The 22,346-nt window shown below is 62.1% G+C and carries 20 protein-coding genes and 1 pseudogene; 8 read left to right on the forward strand and 13 right to left on the reverse strand.

Features of this window, described 5'->3' with window-relative positions; all coding sequences use genetic code 11:
• The first annotated feature begins 98 nt into the window (after positions 1 to 98).
• The 3 genes from sctV to FJ425_RS01825 are packed head-to-tail and all read left to right on the forward strand — an operon-like array spanning position 99 to position 4,130.
• On the forward strand, positions 99 to 2,261 hold the full coding sequence (sctV, locus tag FJ425_RS01815) for a type III secretion system export apparatus subunit SctV (RefSeq protein ID WP_140721327.1): 2,163 nt from the start codon (positions 99 to 101) through the stop codon (positions 2,259 to 2,261).
• Between the two features lie 48 nt (positions 2,262 to 2,309).
• Positions 2,310 to 3,665 (forward strand): type II and III secretion system protein family protein, encoded by a 1,356-nt coding sequence (locus FJ425_RS01820; protein WP_140721330.1) that lies wholly within the window; start codon positions 2,310 to 2,312, stop codon positions 3,663 to 3,665.
• Positions 3,666 to 3,677: 12 nt separating this feature from the next.
• Positions 3,678 to 4,130 (forward strand): hypothetical protein, encoded by a 453-nt coding sequence (locus FJ425_RS01825; RefSeq protein ID WP_140721333.1) that lies wholly within the window; start codon positions 3,678 to 3,680, stop codon positions 4,128 to 4,130.
• A 185-nt stretch (positions 4,131 to 4,315) separates the two neighbouring features.
• Here the strand turns inward: FJ425_RS01825 and FJ425_RS01830 are convergent, their stop codons facing one another.
• Positions 4,316 to 5,119, reverse strand: coding sequence for a tetratricopeptide repeat protein (locus tag FJ425_RS01830; protein ID WP_140721335.1), 804 nt, complete (start codon positions 5,117 to 5,119; stop codon positions 4,316 to 4,318).
• An 85-nt stretch (positions 5,120 to 5,204) separates the two neighbouring features.
• Between FJ425_RS01830 and FJ425_RS01835 the strand changes: the two genes are divergently transcribed.
• Positions 5,205 to 6,245: an EscU/YscU/HrcU family type III secretion system export apparatus switch protein gene (locus FJ425_RS01835; protein WP_140721338.1), complete on the forward strand. Its 1,041-nt coding sequence runs from the start codon at positions 5,205 to 5,207 to the stop codon at positions 6,243 to 6,245.
• 419 nt (positions 6,246 to 6,664) lie between these two features.
• Here the strand turns inward: FJ425_RS01835 and FJ425_RS01840 are convergent.
• The 8 genes and pseudogenes from FJ425_RS01840 to FJ425_RS01875 all read right to left on the reverse strand — a co-directional run.
• A pseudogene (locus FJ425_RS01840) lies at positions 6,665 to 6,826 on the reverse strand (transposase); the annotation flags it as partial.
• Between the two features lie 234 nt (positions 6,827 to 7,060).
• A complete protein-coding gene (locus tag FJ425_RS01845) occupies positions 7,061 to 8,032 on the reverse strand; it encodes an ABC transporter ATP-binding protein (RefSeq protein ID WP_140541223.1) in 972 nt (323 codons plus the stop codon).
• Complete coding sequence (locus tag FJ425_RS01850) at positions 8,029 to 9,039, reverse strand: ABC transporter ATP-binding protein (protein ID WP_181175773.1); 1,011 nt, start codon at positions 9,037 to 9,039, stop codon at positions 8,029 to 8,031. Before FJ425_RS01850 ends, FJ425_RS01845 begins: the two co-directional genes overlap by 4 nt.
• A complete protein-coding gene (locus tag FJ425_RS01855; RefSeq protein ID WP_140721344.1) occupies positions 9,039 to 9,956 on the reverse strand; it encodes a dihydrodipicolinate synthase family protein in 918 nt (305 codons plus the stop codon). Before FJ425_RS01855 ends, FJ425_RS01850 begins: the two co-directional genes overlap by 1 nt.
• Before the next feature lie 10 nt (positions 9,957 to 9,966).
• Positions 9,967 to 10,854 (reverse strand): ABC transporter permease, encoded by an 888-nt coding sequence (locus tag FJ425_RS01860; RefSeq protein ID WP_246677855.1) that lies wholly within the window; start codon positions 10,852 to 10,854, stop codon positions 9,967 to 9,969.
• The gene (locus tag FJ425_RS01865; protein WP_140721347.1) at positions 10,854 to 11,813 is read right to left on the reverse strand and encodes an ABC transporter permease; all 960 of its coding nucleotides are present in this window, start codon (positions 11,811 to 11,813) and stop codon (positions 10,854 to 10,856) included. Before FJ425_RS01865 ends, FJ425_RS01860 begins: the two co-directional genes overlap by 1 nt.
• A gap of 78 nt (positions 11,814 to 11,891) precedes the next feature.
• Positions 11,892 to 13,466, reverse strand: coding sequence for an ABC transporter substrate-binding protein (locus FJ425_RS01870; RefSeq protein ID WP_140721350.1), 1,575 nt, complete (start codon positions 13,464 to 13,466; stop codon positions 11,892 to 11,894).
• Positions 13,467 to 13,487: 21 nt separating this feature from the next.
• Complete coding sequence (locus tag FJ425_RS01875) at positions 13,488 to 14,201, reverse strand: FadR/GntR family transcriptional regulator (protein ID WP_140542389.1); 714 nt, start codon at positions 14,199 to 14,201, stop codon at positions 13,488 to 13,490.
• Positions 14,202 to 14,330: 129 nt separating this feature from the next.
• On the opposite strand from FJ425_RS01875, the gene FJ425_RS01880 reads away from it, so the two are divergent.
• The 4 genes from FJ425_RS01880 to FJ425_RS01895 are packed head-to-tail and all read left to right on the forward strand — an operon-like array spanning position 14,331 to position 17,967.
• Positions 14,331 to 15,290, forward strand: coding sequence for a Gfo/Idh/MocA family oxidoreductase (locus tag FJ425_RS01880; protein ID WP_246677856.1), 960 nt, complete (start codon positions 14,331 to 14,333; stop codon positions 15,288 to 15,290).
• Positions 15,287 to 16,282: a Gfo/Idh/MocA family oxidoreductase gene (locus tag FJ425_RS01885; RefSeq protein ID WP_140721353.1), complete on the forward strand. Its 996-nt coding sequence runs from the start codon at positions 15,287 to 15,289 to the stop codon at positions 16,280 to 16,282. The genes FJ425_RS01880 and FJ425_RS01885 overlap by 4 nt, the downstream gene beginning before the upstream one ends.
• Complete coding sequence (locus tag FJ425_RS01890; protein ID WP_140721356.1) at positions 16,272 to 17,021, forward strand: hypothetical protein; 750 nt, start codon at positions 16,272 to 16,274, stop codon at positions 17,019 to 17,021. The genes FJ425_RS01885 and FJ425_RS01890 overlap by 11 nt, the downstream gene beginning before the upstream one ends.
• Positions 17,022 to 17,028: 7 nt before the next feature.
• On the forward strand, positions 17,029 to 17,967 hold the full coding sequence (locus FJ425_RS01895) for a dihydrodipicolinate synthase family protein (RefSeq protein ID WP_140721359.1): 939 nt from the start codon (positions 17,029 to 17,031) through the stop codon (positions 17,965 to 17,967).
• Positions 17,968 to 19,204: 1,237 nt separating this feature from the next.
• Here the strand turns inward: FJ425_RS01895 and FJ425_RS01910 are convergent.
• Genes FJ425_RS01910 through FJ425_RS01925 form a run of 4 tightly spaced genes read right to left on the reverse strand, consistent with a single transcriptional unit; the run spans position 19,205 to position 22,345 of the window.
• Positions 19,205 to 20,464: an ABC transporter substrate-binding protein gene (locus FJ425_RS01910; protein WP_140721362.1), complete on the reverse strand. Its 1,260-nt coding sequence runs from the start codon at positions 20,462 to 20,464 to the stop codon at positions 19,205 to 19,207.
• Between the two features lie 47 nt (positions 20,465 to 20,511).
• Positions 20,512 to 20,934: a hypothetical protein gene (locus tag FJ425_RS01915; protein ID WP_140721365.1), complete on the reverse strand. Its 423-nt coding sequence runs from the start codon at positions 20,932 to 20,934 to the stop codon at positions 20,512 to 20,514.
• A 5-nt stretch (positions 20,935 to 20,939) separates the two neighbouring features.
• Positions 20,940 to 21,995, reverse strand: coding sequence for an aldo/keto reductase (locus FJ425_RS01920; RefSeq protein ID WP_140721368.1), 1,056 nt, complete (start codon positions 21,993 to 21,995; stop codon positions 20,940 to 20,942).
• On the reverse strand, positions 21,992 to 22,345 hold the full coding sequence (locus tag FJ425_RS01925; protein ID WP_140542327.1) for a TIGR04076 family protein: 354 nt from the start codon (positions 22,343 to 22,345) through the stop codon (positions 21,992 to 21,994). The genes FJ425_RS01920 and FJ425_RS01925 overlap by 4 nt, the downstream gene beginning before the upstream one ends.
• Between the last annotated feature and the right edge of the window lies 1 nt (position 22,346).

Genomic DNA, 22,346 nt, shown 5'->3' on the forward strand with positions numbered 1-22,346 from the left:
GTGCTTGCATTGCTGAAGAGTCGGGCCCTGCTCGTCGCCGGGCGCAAAAGCGAGGCGCACAGCGCGTTGCTCAGCTTCCTGTCGCGTCGGGCTGCCTGATGACCGCGTCGGAGCGACTTCTGCAACTCCTGGCCAGGCTGTCACGCCGCAGCGACCTGGTCATCGCCGTCCTGATGCTGGTTGCAGTGGTGATGATGCTCATTCCCCTGCCGACCTTTCTCGTCGACTTCCTCATCACCGCAAATATCGCCATAAGCGTGCTCATCCTGCTGGCGTCGTTCTACGTTTCTCACCCGCTTCAGTTTTCGTCGCTGCCGTCGGTCATCCTCATCGCCACCTTGTTCCGGCTGGCGATCACGATCACGACCACGCGGCTGATCCTGCTGCAGGCCGACGCCGGCGAGATCATCACCGCCTTCGGCACCTTCGTTGTCGGCGGCAGCATCGCGGTCGGCCTGGTCATCTTCCTCATCATTACCGTCGCGCAGTTCATCGTGGTCGCACGAGGCGCGGAACGCGTCGCCGAGGTGGCCGCGCGCTTCACGCTTGATGCGCTGCCGGGCAAGCAGATGAGCATCGATGCCGAGCTGCGCAACGGCGATATCGATCAGGCTGAAGCACGCCGCCTGCGCCAGCAGTTGGAGCGCGAGAGCCAACTGTTCGGCGCGATGGATGGCGCCATGAAATTCGTCAAGGGCGATGTCATCGCCGGCATCGTCATCATCCTGGTCAATCTGATCGGGGGTTTCGCCGTCGGCACGCTGCAGCACGACATGTCGCTGGGGGACGCGGCCGCGACCTATTCGTTGCTCACCGTGGGCGACGGGCTGGTGGCCCAGATCCCGGCGCTGCTGGTCGCGATCGCCGCCGGCACGATGGTGACGCGCGTCGGCAGCGCGGACGGAACGGGCGACCTTGGCCGGCAGATAACCAGCCAGCTCTTCAGGGACTCGCGAGCACTCGCCCTCGCGGCGGTGATCATGGTTGGCCTTGCCATGGTGCCAGGCTTCCCCTTTGTCGTGTTCCTGGCCCTTGGCGCCTGCTTCGGCGCGGGCGCCTATGCAATCAATCGCCGCGATGCCGGGGACTCCGAAGCCCGGGACATCGGCCAGATCGCGGCGCAGGAACAACGCGGTGGTTCGGCTTCGCATTCTGCAATCTCCACCGGAACGCTGGCTGCTTCCTACCGCATCGTCGTGCGCTTCGGAGTCGAACTCGCGGCGGCAATTCCGGAGCCCGAATTCGCTGCGCTTGCCGACGGCGTTCGCCGCGAACTCTTCGGCGATCTCGGTGTCGACGTGCCGGCCATCGGCATGCAGGCCGACGAGACGCTCTCGCCGCGAACCATCCGCATCGATCTGGAAGGCGCGCCCATCCTGGACGCCGAAATCCCTGACGGCCGTGTTCTCGTCGAAGCTGACCCGACGCATCTCGATCTGCTCGAGCTGACTTACGAGAAAGCTTCTTCAATCGCCGGCCAGCGCAGATTCGCGTGGGTCGATGAGAGCCAAATATCGATACTGAAAGACGGCGGCTTCGCCTTCGCCACGCCGGCCGAGACGGCGGCCAGATGGACCGCAAACGCACTTCGGCTGTATGCGGGACATTTCGTCGGGATCCAGGAGACGCGCAGGCTTCTGTCGGACATGGAGCCGGACTATGCGGATCTTGTCCGACAGGCGCAGGAGATCGTACCGCTGCAGAAAATCGCGGAAGTGCTTCGCCGGCTTGTCGGCGAAAACGTGCCGATCCGCAATCTGCGCCTTATCCTCGAAGCGCTGATCGAATGGGGTCAACGCGAACAGGACGTTTTCCTGTTGACCGAGTATGTCCGCACGTCCCTGAAGCGCCAGATCAGCTTCCGTTCCGCCGGCCGCAACAACATCATCGCAGCCTACGTGCTGCAACGCTCCGCCGAGGATATCCTGCGAAACGCTCTGCAAAGCACATCGTCAGGCACGTTCCTGAACCTCTCGGACGACGATGCGCAGGCCTTGGTAAGCGAAATCGAGCGAGCCCTGTCGCACAACGCCACCGACGCCTCGCCGGTCGTCCTTGCAGCGATGGACGTGCGCCGTCACATGCGCAGCCTGCTCTCGCACAATGCGATCGAGCTTCCGGTCCTGTCCTTCCAGGAACTTGCGCAGGAATTCAACGTCCAGCCGCTGGCCACGATCACCGGCCGCAGCGGAAGAGCCGGCGGGCGCGCCCAGGCGCTGCCCTCGGCTCCGGCGAAAGCCTCGCGGGAGACAGTCTCCTGACGGCGGCCGGACGAATGGGGACATCTGGGGAATCAGGAGAGGAACGGCATGACGATCCACGATACCGCGGCAGGCGTCCGATGCGCCGCTGGGCGGACGGATATGCGCTGGCTCGCGATCGCGACGACTGGCGTTTTGCTGGCTTTGCTGTTCACGATCGCAGGCGCGGCGGCGCAGAACGCTTCGCCGCTGCCGAGCAGGCCAAGTCTCGATCTTCCGGTCGGGCAAGGACGCTTGCTGCGGTTCAATGAGCCGGTCGAATCCGTGCTGGTCGCGGATACCACGATCGCGGACCTGCAGATCGTATCGCCAAGTTTGGTCTATGTCTTTGGCCTCAAACCCGGCCTGACCAATCTCATTGCGGTCACGGCCGATGAGCGCATCGAGGCAACCGCTCAATTCCGCGTCACGCCCGACATCACGCCCGCCAACGAGGCCAAGCACGCAATGCAGCCGAATTCGGCGACAAATCTGCACATTTTCGGAACCCGCATCGCCATCACGGGCGAAGCACGAGGTGTCGACGAGGCAAAGGATCTGGACAATGTCGCAAGAACCTTCTCGCCGCCGGAACAGCCGCCGCTGAACAACATGACCGTGCAGGGCTCGCAGCAGGTCAACATCCGGGTCCGCTTTGCCGAAGTCTCGCGCACGGAGTTGCAGTCATACGGCGTCGACTGGTCCGTCGGTTACAAGAGCGGCGGCTTCGAATTCAACATGTTCCAGGACAATGGCGTGCCTTCGGGCAGCGGTGGGAACTTTGGTCTGAGCCTCAACCAGGCGCACGGCCTCAATTTCGATGTCCTCATCGAAGCTCTGCAACGCAATGGCGTCGTCAAGATACTAGCCGAGCCGAACCTGACCGCGGTGACCGGACAGACGGCGAACTTTCTGGCTGGTGGCGAGATCCCCGTGCCTATCGCGCAGGGGTCCGACGTCACCACCATTCAATACAAGCCTTTCGGCGTGTCCCTCGGTTTCACCCCAACGCTCATCGGCCGCAATCGCATCGCGCTGCACGTCCAGCCGGAGGTCAGCTCTTTATCGGATTCCGGCTCCGTAAGCGCCAACGGCTTTGCCATGCCAAGCTTTGTGGTGCGACGAGCCGACACCACGGTGGAGGTGGCAAGCGGTCAGACCTTTGCGATTGCCGGCCTCTTCCAGCAGCGGACCTCACGCAACCTGGAGAAATTTCCGGTCCTCGGCGATGTGCCAGTGCTTGGGCCGCTTTTTCAGTCGCAGCGGTTCCAGCACGAAGAGACCGAACTGGTCATCCTGATCACGCCCTATCTGGTCGCGCCGGTGCGTGACAGTCTCGCCACGCCGCTCGACCGTCCGGCTGCCAAGCGCCTCAGTCGCAAGCACGCCAACGACGCGTCATCGACCGGTCTGATCATCAAATAGCGGGAAACGACCATGATATTGCGCATCGCTTTCTGCTCCGTTTTTCTGACGTTGTTTCTGGCCGGCTGCATGAACAGCCCGCAACAGCGGCAGGATTACTCGCCCGGCTACAGCTATGTTTCGACCGATACCGGCGGCTCCCAGAAACGCGTCAGCGGCTCCGTTCTGGCTCCCAACGCATGCCTGGCCGAACCGGCCGATGATGACAATCCGGCCGCCAGAACCGATCTGACGATCGTGTCCGGCGTCGGCTCCCATCTGCCGTCCGGCTGCGCCAATGCCTACAATCTGCAGCGCATGTCCGAAAGCCAGCGCGACCTGATCGAAGGCCAGCGCATGGGAGCGGCGCCGGCGGCGCCGACGGCGCGAGCGGCCCGTCGTTACCTCGATGGCGAGGAGGCTCCGACAGGCGGAGCCAACACAACTGCGCCGGCGACGCCGCAAACGACGCAGTCAGTCGAGTGAGTCTATGCCGACTGCGCGCCCGTAGCACCGCGCCATGCGTCAAGCTTGGTGCGAGATCGGCGCAGGTCTTGCGCTCCGAGGCGCTGGAACAGGTCACAGTTTCACGGAAACGGCGAGCCACCTCATCTCGTTGTTTCAACGCAATTCCGGACGGAAAACCGCTCCGCACTTTTCCTGGAACTGCTTTAGCCCAGGATGGAGCCGAGCGCTTTGGCTTTGGCCTGCGTGCTGCCCTTCGAACGGATGGTCCTGGCACGCGCCAGCAAGATGGCCACCTCCTTGGTCGTCAGACCGATAGGCGGCGAGGCCTTGACCTGATCGGCCTGCCCAAGAAGTCCGTAGACCATCACGACATTGCGCTTCTGGTGCAACTGCGCATTGGGTGCGGCGGCAATCTTCTGCACCAGCGGCAATGCCGCCGCGGAATTGTCTTCGAGGGCTGCCGCCAATGCCATGTTGGTCTCGACGTCGAGATCGCCGGGCGCGAGTTTCAACGCCTGGGCGAAAGTGGCCTGCGCTTCGGTGGTCTGGCCGGCGAATGTCTGCGCCACGCCCAGACGGTTATAGGCGGCGCTGGTGTTGACCAGAGGCGCTGCCTGCGCGAGCGCGCGCATGCCGGCATCGATGTCGCCCGCCTCTATCATCGCCGAGCCAAGGCCGAGCATCGCTTTCCCCTCGTTGGGAGCTTTTGCGAGCGCAGCCTGATAGGCCTTGGCAGCATCGGCCGAATACCCGGCCCGCATATAGGCGTCGCCAGCCTTGACGAACGCGCCCGCGTTGGCGTCCGGCATCGTAGCCGCACGCTGATAGAGCGCTATTGCGGTATCGCTTTCCCCTCGCGCATCGATATCGTCGGCAAGCTTGATCAACCGATCCGACTGCGAGAACGGGCCTTGGGTCCTCGCGTCGATCGAGCCTGTTTTGGCCGTCTGGCAAGCGGACAGCGCCAGGGCCATGGCCGCAGGCAAGAATACGACATGCAACCGCATATCCACCTCTCCGTATTCAAGCCCGGCGCCACCTTACACAGCGCATGGGCCGACTGGAACCACAACAGTGCGGTAAGATTGCAACATGGCCGAAGAAGCTGAGGAAAAGAAACTACCGGCATCCGACAAGAAGCTGCGCGACGCGCGCCGCAAAGGCCAGGTTCCCCAGAGCCGCGACCTGATCTCCGGCTTCACTTTCTTCGCGGCGCTCGCATATCTTTATTTTTCCTGGCCGATGCTCTTCAGGCACCTTTCGGAACTCGTGCAAACCGTGACCGGGACCGGCGAATCGTTCGGCGACGTCAGTCTGCGCGCCATCCATCATTTCTTCTCGCTGCTGATGCTTGCCACTCTGCCGCTGGTCAGCATCGTTGTCGTTCTCGCCGCGGTCTTCGGCATGCTGGGGACGTTCGGCCCGGTCCTCTCGTTCGAGCCGCTCAAACCGCAGTTCGACCACATAAATCCGGCCAAGGGCCTGCAGAAGATCCTGTCGCTCCGCAACGTCATTGAGTTTGCCAAGGGCCTGATCAAACTGGTGCTGCTGGCATGCCTCTTCGTCTTCGTGCTGATCATATGGCTGCAGCCGCTATTCGATGCGCCGGGTTGCGGTCCGTCATGCCTGGGACCGGTGATCCAAGCAGTCCTGACGCCGCTGGGAATCGCCGCCGGCCTGGCTTTCGTCGTCATCGGCGTGATCGATGTCCCTATTCAACGCTGGCTGTTTCTTCGCGACATGCGCATGACAACAACCGAGTACAAGCGCGAACACAAGGACCTCGAAGGCGACCCATTGATCCGCCATGAACAGCAGCGGCAGCGGCGCGAAGCGGTGATACGACCGGCGAAGCTGGGCGTGAAAAATGCGGTTATCGTCTTCGTATCCGGCGACCGGGTCGTGGCGTTGCGTTACATCAGGGGCGAAACGCCCGTGCCAACGGTTGTCGCCAAAGGTCAGGGGCGCGTTGCCAACGAGATAACAGCTCAAGCGCGCCAGGCCGGTATTCCGGCGGTCGAGGATAACGCCCTTGCCGAAGCACTCTTCGAGAACACGAACATGGGATCATATATCGGCCAGCAGATGTTTCCGCCGGTCGTTCGCCATCTCGTTCGGCATGGCCTCACTTGAGGCCGAGATCGCCTGCAAAACACACCGTCAACTTTAGTCTTAACCTGACTACGGAGCCAGCGCGCCACGCAGCGCCGCTGAGCAGGCGCCTCTGCCGACCGCCTGGGGTCCACTCGCTACGGACTAACGGGGACGCGCAAGCCATCTGTGCGAGAAAGTCGATGCCTGCCAAATTATCCAACCCGAATCTAGTGTCCCACTTTGTCCATAAGCACCCGCAATTCGGGCTGAGGCGCGACCCAGAAAGTTCGAAAAGCTTCCAAGAACCCCAGCCAAACTGGACTCCCTGTTGATAATGCTGTCAGCGGTGGCGTATTGTGGCTCCGGATGCGACCGTTTCCGCAAGTAGATCAAACGGTTGCTGAAGGCCCGCGTGAAGGTTGTGTGCGTCAAGCAAAAAGCGGCGGCCATGTTGCTGGTCATGCGGCTTGGCGCAGAGCGAGCTTCTTGTGCTCGCGCAGGCCGACCATCTTGATGTAGCGGTTGGCCTCCATCCAGTTTTCGTTGGTTTCGACGGCCAGCGCCCTGACCAGGCGCAGGCAGCTCTGTGAGTTTGGAAAAGAGCGCGAGGCACATCGTCGACGGCGACGCTGGCGGAGATTTTGGTGTAGCGCATCGCAGGCTTGCGGGCTGGGTCAGATGAGGAGAAAAAAGGCAGGCCGAATGGCGCCTCTGGCACGAAAGCCGCACCACGAGCGGCTTCCGATCGATGAGGCGCGCTTGGATGGCTTGAGCGCTAAAAAGGCGGGATAAGATCCCGACCCTTTGAGGGCCAAAAACGTATCAGAACTACTCCAATTTCTAGGCTGCCATGTTCAGCCTATGTCGTCGCGAATGCATGCCTTCATACGTCCAGGAGCTATCTCCCGTAGCCGTGGCACGGCGCCGGCACAGGCATCCATCGCTGCGGGACAGCGCGTTCTGAAAACACATCCCGACGGCGGATTGGCGGGACTTGGGATGTCGCCTTTCAGTATCTGCCGTTGCTTCCTGGCGAACGCATCTGGCGATGGGACGGCCGACAGCAATGCCCGTGTGTAGGGATGCCCCGGCCGGACATAGAGATCGGTCGCGGGCGCGACTTCCATGATGCGTCCGAGATAGAGAACGATGACCGTGTCGCAGATATATTCGACAACGGCGAGGTCATGCGAAATGAACAGCATGGTGAGGCCAAGCCGGACCTGGAGATCGCGAAGAAGATTGATCACCTGGGCCTGAATCGACACGTCGAGTGCCGAGACCGGTTCGTCTGCGACGATAAACTCGGGCTCCAGCATGAGGGCTCGCGCGATGCCGATGCGCTGGCGCTGGCCGCCCGAGAATTCATGCGCGTAGCGGTCATAGGCATCGACCGGCAGTTCGACGGTGGCGAGCGCCTTTTCGGCGCGGGCGCGGCGCTCGGGCCGATTACCGATGCCCTGGATATCCAGGCCCTCGGTGAGGATCTGGCCGATAGTCATGCGCGGCGACAGACTGGCGAAGGGGTCCTGGAAGATATACTGCATGTTGCGACGTTGACGTCGAAGCTCCCTTGCCCCGAGCTTGACGATGTCCTTGCCGTCGAAGCGTATCTCGCCTGAGGTCGGCTCGATCAGCCGCAACACGGAGCGGCCAATTGTCGTCTTGCCGGAACCGGATTCGCCGACCAGCCCGACCACCTGACCACGTGGAATGTCGAATGAAATATCCTGCAGCGCCTTGACCACAGGTCCGCGCGAGAACGCTGTCGGCGGGAAATGCTTGGTCAGGTTGCGAACGGACAGATAAGGAGCCGGCGCGCTCATAGCTCCTCCCAGCGGATGCAGCGGCTCGTCTGTGTCGGCGATACCTGCAACAGCGGCGGCACGGCGGCGCGGCAGGAGTCGATCGCCATCGGGCACCTTGGAGCAAAAGAACAGCCTCCGGGCAGCATGGCCAGCGAGGGGACATTGCCGGCAATCGTCGGCAGCGGTGTGCCGGCCGCCTTCAGCACCGTTGCTTGGCCAAGTCGCGGTGCCGATCGCATCAGGCCTGTCGTGTAAGGATGGCGCGGACGGGCAAAGACTTCGCCAACCGAGCCGGTCTCGACGATGCGGCCGGCATACATGACGGCCACGCGGTCGGCGATTTCCGCAACAACGCCAAGATTGTGGGTGACGAAGAGGATGCCCATGCCGCGTTCGGCCTGAAGAGTGGCAAGCAGATCGAGGATCTGCGCCTGGATCGTCACGTCAAGCGCCGTCGTCGGTTCGTCGGCAATCAGCAATGTCGGGTTGCATGCGAGCGCCATGGCAATGGTGGCCCGCTGACGCATGCCGCCCGAGAGTTCGTGCGGGTATTGTTTCGCGCGCCGCGCGGGGTCCGGGATGCCGACCTGCATCAGCAAGCGCACCGCTTCGGCTGCCGCCTCGCGATGCGATTTGCCAAGATGGATGCGCATCGGCTCGGCGATCTGCTCGCCGATAGTGTAAACCGGGTTCAGGCTGGTCATCGGCTCCTGAAACACCATGCCGATGTCGTTGCCGCGCACGCGGCGCAGTTGCTCCGCGTCCAGCCCGGTCAGCTCGGTGACGGAACCGTCGCGTCGTCTGATCGAGATATGGCCGTGAGCGATATGGCCGATCTTCGGCGCCAGGAGCCCCATGATGGAGAGGCTGGTGACTGACTTGCCCGAACCGGACTCGCCGACCAGCGCCACGGTCTCGCCGGAGCCGATCTCGAGATCAATGTCCTGTACGGCCGCAATGTCGCGCCCCGCAATGCGAAACACCGCACGCAATCCGGCAATCTGGAGGATTGGCGCTTCCATGATCAGCCAAGCAGGCCGACGTCGCGCAGGATCGCGTCGACCTTGGCGGTTTCCTCGGCATTGAGATCGCGCTGCGGGCGGGCCATCCTGTTGGTGGCGATGATGCCGAGGCTGCGCATGGCGGTCTTGAAGGAGCCGACGCCGGCTGAACCGGCACTGGTGCGCCCGAGCGCGATCCAGACGATCTCGAACAGCTTCAGCAGGCGTTCCTGCTCGACGCGGGCCTCGGCATGCTTGCCGGCCTGCATCAGGTTCCACATCTTGACGTAGCCGTGCGGGTCGACATTGGCGATGCCCGGCACAACACCATGCGCGCCCATGGCGAGAGCAGTATCGACCATGATCTCGGAGCCGGTCATGCCGAAGAAGCCGGCGTCGCCGGCCATGTCTTTCAGCACATAACGCAGATTGCCATCGTCGCCGCTGGAATCTTTCAGGCCGGCAACGGTGCCTTCCTTGGCAAGCGTCACCGTCGTCTTGCGATCGAGCTTGATATGGACGCAGACCGGGATGTCATAGGCTATGATCGGGATGTCGATCGCATCCTTGATGTAGCGGAAATGATCGATGATCTCCGGCTGGCTCGTGCGCGTGTAAAAGGGCGCGGTGACGACGATTGCGTCGGCTCCGGCCGACCTGGCGATCTTCGAATGGTTGATGACACGTTCGGTGGTCGGATCGATGACGCCGGCGAAGATCGGAACGCGGCCGTTGTTGACCTTCACCGCGTGCTCGATGATCGCCTTGCGCCCGGCTTGGTCGTAGAAAACCACCTCGCTGGTCGAGCCAAGCACGAACAGTCCGTGGACGCCGCCGTCGAGCAGGTTCTCCAGCGTCCGGGTGAGTGACGGAAAGTCTATGCTGTAGTCATCGTTGAGGGGGGTAACGACAGGCGGCACGACGCCGGTAAAAAGTGGCATTTTGAAACCTTCAGTTGAGATTGGATCGGGGATCGAAAGCGTCACGCAGGCCATCGCCAATGAAATTGATGGCGAGGACCGTGAGTACGAGGGCGGCACCGGGGAACATCCACTGCCAAGGGTATTGTTCGAGGACGACAGTGGAGCGGGCAAGATTGAGCATATTGCCCCAGCTCGCTTCGGGTGGTGCGATGCCGAGGCCGAGGAAAGAGAGGCCAGCTTCCAACAGGATCGCGTTGGCGATCTGCAAAGTTGCGTAGACGACGAGGATATCCATGCAATTGGGCAGGCCGTGGCGAAACAGGAGATGCGGCAGCCCTGCCCCCATGCCGCGGGCGGCAACGACGAAATCGCGTTCGCGCAGTTCGAGGAGGCGGGCCCTGACCATGCGCGACAGAACTGGCCACGATAGCAGCGAGATGACGAGGATTGTCGGCTCGATGCCGGTGCCGGCGATCGAGGCAAGAACCAGCAAGAAGATGACTGGCGGCAAAGTCATGGCGAGATCGACGAAGCGCATCGCGGTTGCATCGACGACGCGGCCGCCGAAGCTCGCGATAGCACCGATGAGGAAGCCAATGACGGTGGAGATCGCGACCGAGCAGACGGCAACCAGCAGCGAGATGCGACCACCCTGCAGAAGCCGCGCGAAAACGTCGCGGCCGACACCGTCGCTGCCGAGCCAATGGGTGGCGGACGGTCCCTTGTTCATGATCTTCAGGTCGATGGCGTTGGGAGCGTATGGCCACCACCAGTGGTAGGTCATGACCGCTATCAGCACGGGGATCACGATGACCAGACCGGCCCGTGCGGCGCGGTTCTCGGTGAAGCGACCGAGTGCGCGGCGCAATGGACCCTTGGTGCGCTGCATGGGTGGTTCGATCTCGGCAATCGTCATCACCCCACCTGGATGCGCGGGTCGACAAAGGCGTAGACAACATCGGTGAGAATGTTGACCAGAATGACGCAGACACCGATCACCAGCGTGGCACCCATGATGACGGGATAGTCACGCGTGCCGACGGCGTTGACCAGCAGCAAGCCCATGCCTGGCCAGTTGAAGACGCTCTCCAGGAAGATCGCGCCGCCGATCGCGATGCCAACGGTCGACCCGATCAGCGTGATGACCGGCAAGAGCGCGTTGCGGGTGGCGTGCTTGATGATCACCCAGAACTCTCGCACGCCTTTGGCCCGGGCGGTTCGGACAAAATCCTGGTTGAGCACTTCGAGCAGCGAAGCGCGCATATAACGCATGATCAGCGCCGCGTGGCCGATCGACAGCAGGCATGCCGGCAGAATTAGATGGGCAAGCACATCGGAGATCGAGAATGGCGCGCCCGCGGTCTGCATGCCGCCTGACGGCGCCCAGCGCAGCAGAACCGAGAAAAAATAGAGGCCAAGCAGCGCGGTCAGGAAGGCCGGACTCGATATTCCGATGAACGACAGCACGGACATCGCAATGTCGGGCCAGGCGTTGCGGCGCACGGCGCTGTAGATACCGGTCGTAATACCGACGACAATGGCGATCGCCAGCCCCGCGCCCATCAGGAGAGCCGTGGGTCCGATGCGCTCCATCACCAGCGGCAACACCCGCACGCCGTTGCGCTGGATCGAATAGCCGAAATCCCCCGACAGAGCCGCACGCACCCAGCCGAAATACTGAAGCGGCAGCGGCCGATCGAGACCGAGGCGGTCGCGTAGGGTCTCGAGATCGGAAGCCGACATCGGCACGGAAGGATTGATATATGCGTCGATCGGATCGCCAGGCGACAGGCGCAACAAGATGAAGATGAGGAGGCTCAAGGCAACCAGCATCAACAGTCCTGTGGCGCAGCGGCGGGCTATGAAGCTCAGCATCGGCTTTCCGCAAGTGAATGGTGTGGGCGGGATCGCAGAGGAAACCGGCCCTTGTGGCGGGCCGGGAGACCCACCTGCTCACTGAATGTCCCAGGCCTCGGGATGAGCGGCGTAAGGACCGCCGGCGGGCGCAGGCGTCCAGACGAAATCCTTCAGCTTATTGGAGGCAACGCCGTAGCGATTGGCCACCCACAGCGTTGCCCACGGAAGGTCCTTGTTCATCACCTTGCAAACGTCCTGCCAAGCGGCATCGAGCTTCGATGCATCGGTTTCACCGAGCGCCTTGTCTAAAGCCGCGCTCAGGTCGTCGAACTTGATGCGCATGGTGTTGAAGCCGGCGGGCGGAATCTGCGACTTGTTCAGGCCCGGATTGATGCCAGCCGGGTTCGGGCCATTCTGCAGGCCGGCATAGACCATGGGAAATGCGTTCCAGTCCGGCGTACCTCCCTTGTAGACGATGCCATTGTAGGTCGGCGTATCGACGACACGCGGCACGACGTTAATGCCGACCTGTGACAGCATGGACTGGATGGCTGCCATGACATTGGCAGCCTGCGGAGAGCCGTAATAGGTCAGCAACGTGATGGGCTTGTCGCCGTTGATCTTGTCCCAGCCCACCTCTGCTAGCAGCGACTTGGCCTTGGCCGGATCGTAGGCGTAGGTTTCCAGCCCTTCGGGGACCAGTTGCGGCGCCACAAAGCCGCAGTTGGCCGGTTTGGCTGCGCCGCCATAGAGGCTCTCTATGATCGCGTTACGGTCGATGGCGTACATGATCGCCTGACGAACCTTGAGATCCTTGAACACGTCGACCTGCTGGTTGAGACCGATATAGTTGACCACGTAGGAGCCGCCTTCGATCACCTTGAAGTTGGAATCGGTCTTGAACGACGCCGCGTCGTCAGGCTCGACATAGGTGAATTGGATCTCACCAGCACGCAGCGCCGCGACCGCCGCGGCCGGGCTCTCGAAATAGCGGTTAATCAGCACGTCGACTTTCGGCTTGCCGCCACGATAATCGTCATCCGCGGCCAGTTCGACATATTGGTCGGTGACGTATTTCTTGAACTTGAACGGACCTGTGCCGACCGGGTTGGTCGACCACCAGGTGCTGGTTGCCAGCGACTCCGGGGGCATTCCGGCAAGAGCATGTTCCGGCAGGATCAGCACCTGCGAAAGAATGGACAGGAAGGAGGCGTTCGGCTTCGACAGCTTGACGATTACGGTGCTGTCGTCGGGCGCCTCGACCCAAGCGATATCGCCCAGGCGTGCCGCGAACAGGCTGCCGGAAGCTTTGTTCTTGGCAAGGTCGATGGTGAATTTCACGTCCTTCGACGTGAACGGCTTGCCGTCGTGCCAGGTCTCCTTGACCAGGTTGAACGTATAGGTCAGCTGGTCGGCGCTCACCGTGTAGTTCTTGGCCAGGTCGCCTTCGAGTTGGGTCAGCCCTGCATTCCAGATAACCAGCGGTTCAAAATAGGTGCTGAGCCAGGTGAAGCCGCCAGTCGCGACGAGCGGGTTGAAGTTCTTGGGGAAACCGCCGGGGCCGACGTCAAAACCACCCGCAATGGTCTTTGGACTTTGCGCCTGCACAATGGTCGGCAGGCCGGTGCCGAACAGCAGCGCGGCAGCGATGGCTATCGTCTTGATGCGCATGGTTTCCTCCCTTGGCATTTTTCAGGTTGTGCGGTTTTTGGCGATAACTTGCTGGATGCCTCTGTAGTGATCGTCGAGCCGGCTACGTGCCCTGTCGACATCCTTGGCGGCGACCGCCTCGACGATTTCATGATGATCGCGCCAAGTGGCGAGCGGCGTCGGATTGTCGAGATTGGTGAAATCCGAGGCCTTGTTGAACGCCACCCAAAAGATATCGATCAATGCGCTGAGCATGTGGTTGTTCTGGCAGCGGAACAGCATCTGATGGAATTGCTGGTCCTCTTCGGCAAAGCTCTCGCTGCGCTCCGCGCGCTGGCGCATGCTTTCGGTCAACCGGCGAAGCTCGTCGATGTCTTCGGCGCTGATCATCTCGATGGTCTTGGAGATCAGCCCGGTCTCGAGCACACGCCGAATCTCGCGCAGTTCCTCGACGTCGCGCAGCGAGTCCTGCAGGCCATAAGCCAGATTGTCGAGTAGTGGCTTGAAGGAGAATTCCTTGACGAACACGCCGATGCCACGACGCGTCTCCAGGATGCCGATCGATTCCAGCGCCTTGATCGCTTCGCGGACCGAATTGCGGCCAACGCCGAGCCGCTGCGCCAGGAAGGTCTCCGGGGGCAACGGGTCGCCTGCCTTGAGCCTGTTCGCCTCGATATAATTCCGCAGGCTCTCCTGGACGGTCACATGCAAAAGCGGTGGTCGGCTAAGCGGTTCGATCGACTTCAATACCGGCATCTTGTTTGCTGTTTCCACTGTTGTCCGACGCCGACAACCACTTCGCTTGAGAGGCTGACGACTTGTCCTATAACGACTTGTAGGATATCCTGCAAGTGCAGGAGGAAATATCAGGAGATGAAAGTCGTTTTGGCCGGCATTAGCCATTGGCACGCCGACTTGCATCTCGATGCGGCGCGCGATGCCGGCGCTGAAATCATCGGCGTGTGGGATGAGGACGAGGCGCATGCAAGGGGCTTCGCAGCGCGCAACTCGCTGAGCGCGATTGCTGCATTCAAAGACGTTCTTGCAACACCTGCGGATCTGATCTTGCTGATGGGACATCCTTCGAACGTGCCGGCCAGGGCGCGCAGGATAATCGAAGCCGGAGTCCCGCTTATCCTCGAGAAGCCGGCAGCGACCGGCACGGCGCCGCTGATGCAACTGAGAGACCTAGCCCATCAACGAAAAGCCTTCGTCGGCGTGCCTTTGCCCAATCGCTTTGGCCCGGCGGTGATCGCCTTTGAGAGACTGCGAAGGGAAGGCCGCGCCGGCCAAGTCGCGCACGGCCATTTCCGCGTCGTCAACGGGCCGCCCGAGCGTTATGCTGCCGATGGTGTCGGCTGGGTGGTCGATCCCGCGATTGGCGGGGGCGGCGCATTGCGCAATCTGGGCATCCACGGTGTCGATGCAGCGCTGAGCCTGGCCAGTGGAGAGCTTCATCTCAAAGCTGTATCGATGGGCAACCGCATCCACAGGGCTCCGGTTGAGGACTACGCGCTGCTGGTGCTCGAGGATAATGCCGGCGCGGTGTTCACCATTGAGGCGGGCTATACCTTCGCTTCAATGCTCCCTGGCGGGGATTTCGAATGGCGCATCGTCGCCGCCAACGCCACGCTCATCGACCGTGGCGACAAGGCGATCTGCGCAACTCTCGACGACGCTGCGGTTGTGGACCTGCCGGTCGAACTGCCGGCTACTCGCTACCGCCTCAGCATGCGCGACACATTCGAACGGTTGCGGCGAAACGCTGCGCCGGCAATCTCCATAGACGACTATGTTGCGGCGATGTCGCTGATCGACGCCGCATATCAGAAGGCAGGACGATGATTGCATTAGGCATTATCGGCGCGGGCGATTTTGGCGCCGCGCATGCACGCGCAATCAAGGAGGTCGACGGCATCCGCCTCGTTGCTGCCTGCCGTGGAAACGCGACGGCGCTGGCGGCTTTCACGGCCGAGTATGGCGGCAAGGGCTACACCGACTGGCGCGAACTTCTCGAAGACAGCGGCGTCGATGCCGTCGTTATCGCTGCCCCGCACGCGCTGCATGCCGAAATGGCGATCGGCGCGGCCAAGGCCGGCAAGCACATTCTGCTCGAAAAGCCGATGGCGCGAACTGTAGCCGAATGCGATGCAATCACTGCGGCTGTGGCGCAGAGCGGCGTCAAGCTGATGGTCGCCCACCTCCTGCATTTCTCGAAACCTTGCATGGCAGCCAAGAAGGTCATCGAGGCAGGCGAGATCGGGCGGCCGCTGATCGCGTCGAGCTGGATGATCAAGCTCTGGATGGAGCACAACCGGCGCGACTGGCACCTGCGCAACGCTACCGGTGGCGGCATGCTGATGACGGCCGGCATTCACGCGCTCGACCGTCTCGTCTGGCTGATGGATGACGAAGTCATCTCGGTGAGCGCCATGCTCGGCGCAAAATTCCATCAACAGGAAGCGGATGACACGTCGATGCTGGCGCTGCGTTTCAAACGTGGCGGCCTGGGCCAGGTGCAGAGTATTGGCTATCGCAACGGTGCGGTCGGCTTTGCGATGGATCTCGTCTGCGAGCGCGGCACGCTACGCATCGACATGGATCGCGGCACGATGATTGGTCGGGATACCGTGTGGACCGACCTGCCGGATTCGTTCGAGCCCGCCTGGATGCACAATGCGGTGAAACGCGAATGGGCAGCGTTGCGCGACGCCATCGTCGACGACAAGCCAGTACCGGTGACGGGCGCCTATGGGCGCAACCTCATCGGCATCATCGAGGCAGCACACGCCTCGGACAAATCCCGCCGCGAGGAAACAATCGCTGATGCCGGCTGACATAGATACGATTGCCGAGGCCATCGCCGAGGCTCACAGAAACCCGCGTCGACGCGTACCGGGGTCGCGTTTGGTCGACCTGACGCGCGGCGATGCGATGGCCGTTCAAGGCGCGGTGTTGAAGCAGCTCCGAGAGCGCGTGCCCGTCGCCAAGGTGGCCATGCCGCCCGATGGTATCGCGATGGCTGCGCCGATCCCCGCCGGAATGGTTATCGACGATGGCGGAACGATCGAACTTGGCGAACGCGACCTCGCCGGGCTCGAGATCGAAGTGGCTGTCAGGCTCGGCGCCGACCTGACGCCTGAGATCGCCAAAGCTGGCCGCTCGGCCGTGTTGCAGACCATCCAGCATTTCATTCTCGGCATCGAGCTCATCGGCTCTCGCATCGACGACCGGACCAAAGCCGGCCCGTTCGGGCCGCTGGCCGACAATATGGTCACAGGCGGTTACGTCATCGGCAGGCAGACACTGGCGCAAGCGCCGAAGGTCGACGGGATGGCGATCACGCTTTCCAGCGACGGAGCGATCAGCCAGCGCGAGACCGCCAAATACCCGTTTGGCGACGCCCTTTCTCCCATCATCGCTTTCGCCGGAATGGCCGACGATCATTTCGGCAGCTTCAAAAAAGGCATGGTAATCACCACCGGATCGTTGTCGCCGCTGCTGATCGTTCCAAGGAGGGGTCGCATAGAGGTCAATCTTGGAGACTTCATGCCGCTCTCCTTCACGCTGCGCTAGTCGGACCATGAGTGATCATCTCTCCGCCCTCCCCGAACACGCGCCGCGCGGCATCTGGGGCGCCGTGATGCTGGCCGTGGGCCTGGATGGCAATATCGACTGGAGCGCCACGCAAGAAACCGTCGCGCGGCTCTGCGCATCCGGCGTTCACGGCGTCTATTCCAACGGCACGGCATGTGAATTCCATTGCCAGACCGAAGCAGAATTCGACCGGCTGAGCGAGATAGTGGCGGCAGTCGCCGGTGCCGCGAGAATCCCATTCCAGATCGGCATCAGCCAGTCCAATCCGCGAATTGCATGCGAGCGATTGAAGCGGGTTGCGGGATTGGGACTCTCGGGAGCGCAATTCACCTTGCCGGACTGGTGGCCACCAAGCGACGAAGAAGTGCTGCGTTTCGTCTCGGGCTTGGCCGAGGCAGCGCCGAGCACTCCTCTGGTGCTCTATAACCCGCCCCACGCTAAGCGGCGGCTGACTCTAGAAAGTATTGCCGCATTGGGCACCGCGGTACCCTCGCTTGTCGGGGCAAAACTCCCCGGCGGCGACGCCAGCTGGTACGCCGGCATGCGGCGCGAACTGTCAGGCCTTTCGGTGTTCGTGCCAGGCCACACGCTGGCAACCGGTTACGCGAACGGTGCGCATGGCAGTTATTCGAACATCGCCTGCCTTAGCCCGAAAGGCGCACTGCAGTGGTGGGCGCAGATACGAGCCGGGGAACAAGCGGCCTTCGAGATGCAAGCACGCGTACAGGCCTTTCTCGCGGACCACGTCCTACCATTTCGGGCACGCTACGCCGTCAGCGACGCCGCCCTCGACAAGGCAATGGCGGCAGCCGGCAGTTGGAGTTCGATCAGAGCCCAGCTATTGTGGCCCTATTCTTCGGTCCCCGACGAGGACGTCCCACCGCTGGCGACGGCGGCACGCGTTGCCTTCCCTGGATGGTTCTAGCATGGCGCGCTTGCCGAATGGTACTGACGGGGAGACTTTGGCGATATGGGGCAGCTGCGGCTGGTTTTCGTGCTCGGGCGCTATGCGCGATCAGGAAAGTCGGCGTGACAATCTCGATGTTTTCCTTGCCGGCCTTCAACGCCACCGACTCTGCGCCGACACGGTTTTGGTCGGCTCGGCTTTCAGTCGCGGTGAAACCGCCGCCTGGCGGCGTCCATCGGGCTGAGCGGTCATGTTCGGGGTTCGAGAACTCACCATGGAATGCCGACGGAGGAATCGCGCGCGACAACGCTGAGCGCGGCGCTGCCATGGCCCGCGTAGCCGCTAGTTATGCGGAGCGGCCACTTGCATCGGCTCATCAGGCCATGGTCTCGTTGGAATTGCGTCAGCTGACCAGTGTCCCATTTTGTCCATGAGCACCCTCAATTCGGGCTGAGGCGCGACCCAGAAAGTTCGAAAGCTTCCAAGAACCCCAGGCAAATGGATGCCGCCTCGGACATTGAGTTCATGGCTATCGCCGCGAACGTCCGCGATGGAGCGGCCAATATCGCCGGCAAAAGAGCGTCCGAATTGCACTGTCGGCGGCTCCGTCGTGGGAAACGAAAAAAAATAGAAGCAGAACTTTCACGTGCGACTTTTGCACAGGATGCTGGGCGACCGAAACCGAGCGCCAGGTCGATCGCGGTGAGATCCCGACCAAGTCCCGCATAGCTCGCCTGAAAATGTTCGGCGAACTCATCGACCTTCATATCGACGACATGTGCGATGTAGGCAAGTCCCCTCGCCGCTCCAAGGCCGCAGCCCTGGATATGCGCCGATGTGGATTTCAGCCTCGTCCAACCATACCCGTGGCACGCCATGTGCCAAGAGATCCTTGCGCAACCGGCGCACGAACGGTTTGTCGATACCCGTATGGCGGAGAAAAAGACCGTGATAGTTGTCGTTAGCAGGGTCCGCTTTCTCCACGCCAGGCCATCGCGCACAAGCTGGGTCTGAGCCTCTTGTGAAGAGGCAGCGTCAGCAGCCAGCCCGTCGTCGCCCCGAAGCTTACCTTGCCGCCCAGGCTTTAGCCTTCGGGCGTCGCAGCGATCGAGGCATAGCCTTCGCCAGGAATCCTTCAATTGCAGCCGGCCGATCCTATTCGCGATCGCATGCCGTGCAAGCGATATCGGCCCGCCTCAAGCGATACCGGCAGCAATCGCGATGAAATGCTGCGATGCCGGTAGCACTGTCCAGCTTACTGCAGCTTGGCCTGCAGGGCATTGACATCGTCGGTGGTCATTTCACCATCGGTGGTCACTTTGCCGTCGACAATCTTCCACAACCGGAACGGACCGGTGATGTCGCCGAATTTGTCGAAGGCGACCGGACCGATGACGCCTTCATAGCGGATCGGTTTGCCGTCCTTGATCAGGCCGAGTGCCTTGGCGAACTCCTCCTTCCCGGCAAAGATCGGCGTGCCGGCCGGGTCGACCGCCTTGTATATGGCATCCCTGATCTTGGCCGGATCCTCTGAGCCGGCTATGGCAATGGCAAGGCCAACGATGGCGCCGGCATCATAGGAGCGGTCGGCCGCCGGATTCGAGGGCTCGATACCGGAGAACGCCTTGTAGTTCTTGGTGAAATACTCGGTCGATGCGGTCGGGCTGGTGCCGGACGATGTGCCATAGGCATCCTTCAAATAGTCGGCACCGACCGACTCAATGAAGTCAGGGCTGTTCATGCCGTCATTGAGCAGAAATTTCTGCACGCCCCCTTGCGATATCCAGGTGCGGGCGATGGTGGCGCCATCGACCGGTGTGCTGACGAGATAAAGTCCGTCCGGCTCGCCTCCCATCGCTGCCGTCACTTCCGAGGCATAGCTCGACTGCTTCTCATTGTAGGGCGTGTCGGAAACGATGGTGCCGCCGAGCGCTTTATAGGCGCGCGAGAATTCGGCCACCATGTTGACGCCGAAATCGTTGTTGACGTGAATGATCGCCAGCTTTTTGAAGCCCCTGTCGAGGGCGTATTTGGCCGCGGCCACGCCCTGCAGCGCGTCCGAGGTGATGGTGCGGAAGAAGATGCCGTTGGTCTTGCCCTCGCGGCCGAGTGCCGTCAGCGTCGGCGAGGACGAAGCCGGCGAGACCTGGACGATCTTGGCCGGCGCGGCGACCGAGGTCAGGATCGGGATCGACACCGAGGAGATGATGCCGCCGATGATGACCGGCACCTTCTTGACCTGAACCAGCTGGGTCGCGGCATCGACCGCGATGTTGCCCTGACTCTGGCTGTCGCGCGTGTCGGTGACGAGATCGCAGCCGCGCACGCCACCGGCGTCGTTGATGTCGCGGAAGGCCATTTCGACAGACTTGGCGCCGGCCTGGCCGTATTCGCCGGCGGGACCGGTCAGTTCCATGACGAGGCCGATGGTGATCTTGCAATCGGCGGCCTGCGCGGCGCTGGCAATCGTGACGAGAGCGAGCGCGGTGGTGAGTTGGAGTATCGTCTTTCTCATTGTTGTTCCCCTTGAGTTACACGAACTGGTTTGACGTCTCGAAAGTGTCAGTGTTCCGGCACCTGCAGCCAGGTTTCATGCAGATGCCGCCATTGGACGCCATTGGGCGCCGATGAACTAGTGGTGAAGACGGCACTCGACTGGCGGCGGCTGTGCTTGCCGCCACGCAACTGCGCCTCGACATAGAGGATGACGATCGTGTCGCCGTCCTGCCAGCCGGGCTTGATGTCCTCGATCGAGATGGCGAAGCTATCGTCGCACGTGGCGCGGCTGGAGCGGACATGGTCAACGACGGCCTTACGGTCGAGGACCTGGCCGGTTGGTGCGATCATCGTCAAGCCTTCCCCCATGGCGGCTTCGAAGCGGCCGAAATGCACTCTATCGGCGCGCGCAGCAACGAACCAGTCGGCGAAGAAGCGATGCAGGTCGATGACTTCGGCACTGGCCCGCGAAAACAGCTTGCCGTCCATCGTTTTCAAACCCGGCCCGCGTTGAGATTGTAGTGCATGATCGAGCCGTGGCGGCCGTGGCGGTCACGCTCCAGCGCATAGACATCGCCCTCGATGCCGGCGCCTTGCGCGATGACGGCAGCGATCCGTGCGCGGTCGTCGGCATCGAGCTCGATGTCCATGATGTTCGCATTTGCCAATGCATGCGCCTGGTTGCGGGCACCGACGATCACGGCGGCAACTCGCGGCTGCTCCAGCACCCATGCGCTGGCGATGGTGGCAATGTCGGCCCGATGGCGATCACCGACGGACTTGAGCGCCCGCAGCATTTGCTGGAACAGATCCCAGCCGCCGAAATCATCGATGATCAGCTTGTATTTGACCAGCGAGCGGTTTTCGAGCGGCGTGGTGGGTTCGGCCACGCCAAGCCATTTCTCACTGAGAAAGCCGCCGGCCACCGAGCCGTAGCAGAGGAAGCTGACGCCGTTTGTCTTCGCAACTGCGGCGAGGCTGTGCGCAGGCCGCTGGTCGAGCACCGAATATTGCAGCTGCTGGCTGACCACCGGGATGCCGGCGGCCAGGATTTCAGCGAGCCGGGGCGTGTCGAAATTGGTGGTGCCGAGATTGTGCACCTTGCCCTCGCACCGAAGCTCGTCCAGCCAACCCATCGCTTCGACGTAACGAGGCTGCGCATAGTCCCACCAGTGGAACTGCACGAGATCAAGCCGCTCGGTCTTCAGCCTGAGCAGCGACTGGTCGACGATGCCCCTGATATAGTTGCGGCTGATGGTGGCCAGCCGTTCGAGATCGGGCACCAGCTTGGTGTGCACCTTCATCCTGGCCGCTGCATCCAGGCCGCGCTCATCGGCCAGCCGCAGGCGGGCGGCGCCGATCAGTTCCTCGACGCCGGTGTAGATGTCGGCGCAGTCATAGGTCCAGATGCCGGCATCGAAGGTGGCGATGAGGTCGGCCACCGCCTGGTTGCCGTCGATGGCGCCATGGCCGCCGGCGAGTTGCCAGCCACCGCGAATGACGCGCGAGATCTTGTAGCCTGGGCCGAGCTCGAAGGTCTTAGCACTCATCCCTCGTTATTCTCCTTCGGCAGCGGCTCGGCCGTGGTTTCGGCATGGCTGAATCGCCGCTTGGCCAGCCTGACGATCCTGAGCCGACTGGAGCAATTGGGGTCGGGACAAGCGATCTCGGCGTCCGAGGTCATCCAGTCATTCTTCTGGGTCGGGCGCTGCTTTGCCGCAAGCAGCGGCAGCACGGCGGCAAGCGAATAGATCGAAAAGCCTTGCCCTGCCGGCATCGACAGCGTTTCGCCCTTGAGCTCGAAATAGTCGCCGGCCTTGGCGCCGCAATAGATCGGCTTGCCTTCGGGGACGATCGCCTCGACGCGAAGATCGAAGAGCTCGAAGCTGTCGTCGGTCATG

The organism is Mesorhizobium sp. B2-7-2 (assembly GCF_006440775.1).
Taxonomy (GTDB): domain Bacteria; phylum Pseudomonadota; class Alphaproteobacteria; order Rhizobiales; family Rhizobiaceae; genus Mesorhizobium.

Excerpts from the sequence above, each read along its gene's own strand:
- FJ425_RS01855 (WP_140721344.1), bottom strand. The coding sequence starts at position 9,956 with ATGCCACTTTTTACCGGCGTCGTGCCGCCTGTCGTTACCCCCCTCAAC.
- FJ425_RS01890 (WP_140721356.1), top strand. The coding sequence starts at position 16,272 with ATGCCGGCTGACATAGATACGATTGCCGAGGCCATCGCCGAGGCTCAC.
- FJ425_RS01860 (WP_246677855.1), bottom strand. The coding sequence starts at position 10,854 with ATGACGATTGCCGAGATCGAACCACCCATGCAGCGCACCAAGGGTCCA.
- FJ425_RS01820 (WP_140721330.1), top strand. The coding sequence starts at position 2,310 with ATGACGATCCACGATACCGCGGCAGGCGTCCGATGCGCCGCTGGGCGG.
- FJ425_RS01875 (WP_140542389.1), bottom strand. The coding sequence starts at position 14,201 with ATGCCGGTATTGAAGTCGATCGAACCGCTTAGCCGACCACCGCTTTTG.
- FJ425_RS01830 (WP_140721335.1), bottom strand. The coding sequence starts at position 5,119 with ATGCGGTTGCATGTCGTATTCTTGCCTGCGGCCATGGCCCTGGCGCTG.
- FJ425_RS01870 (WP_140721350.1), bottom strand. The coding sequence starts at position 13,466 with ATGCGCATCAAGACGATAGCCATCGCTGCCGCGCTGCTGTTCGGCACC.
- FJ425_RS01895 (WP_140721359.1), top strand. The coding sequence starts at position 17,029 with ATGAGTGATCATCTCTCCGCCCTCCCCGAACACGCGCCGCGCGGCATC.
- FJ425_RS01845 (WP_140541223.1), bottom strand. The coding sequence starts at position 8,032 with ATGAGCGCGCCGGCTCCTTATCTGTCCGTTCGCAACCTGACCAAGCAT.
- FJ425_RS01920 (WP_140721368.1), bottom strand. The coding sequence starts at position 21,995 with ATGAGTGCTAAGACCTTCGAGCTCGGCCCAGGCTACAAGATCTCGCGC.
- FJ425_RS01825 (WP_140721333.1), top strand. The coding sequence starts at position 3,678 with ATGATATTGCGCATCGCTTTCTGCTCCGTTTTTCTGACGTTGTTTCTG.
- FJ425_RS01865 (WP_140721347.1), bottom strand. The coding sequence starts at position 11,813 with ATGCTGAGCTTCATAGCCCGCCGCTGCGCCACAGGACTGTTGATGCTG.
- FJ425_RS01885 (WP_140721353.1), top strand. The coding sequence starts at position 15,287 with ATGATTGCATTAGGCATTATCGGCGCGGGCGATTTTGGCGCCGCGCAT.
- sctV (WP_140721327.1), top strand. The coding sequence starts at position 99 with ATGACCGCGTCGGAGCGACTTCTGCAACTCCTGGCCAGGCTGTCACGC.
- FJ425_RS01835 (WP_140721338.1), top strand. The coding sequence starts at position 5,205 with ATGGCCGAAGAAGCTGAGGAAAAGAAACTACCGGCATCCGACAAGAAG.
- FJ425_RS01915 (WP_140721365.1), bottom strand. The coding sequence starts at position 20,934 with ATGGACGGCAAGCTGTTTTCGCGGGCCAGTGCCGAAGTCATCGACCTG.
- FJ425_RS01910 (WP_140721362.1), bottom strand. The coding sequence starts at position 20,464 with ATGAGAAAGACGATACTCCAACTCACCACCGCGCTCGCTCTCGTCACG.
- FJ425_RS01925 (WP_140542327.1), bottom strand. The coding sequence starts at position 22,345 with ATGACCGACGACAGCTTCGAGCTCTTCGATCTTCGCGTCGAGGCGATC.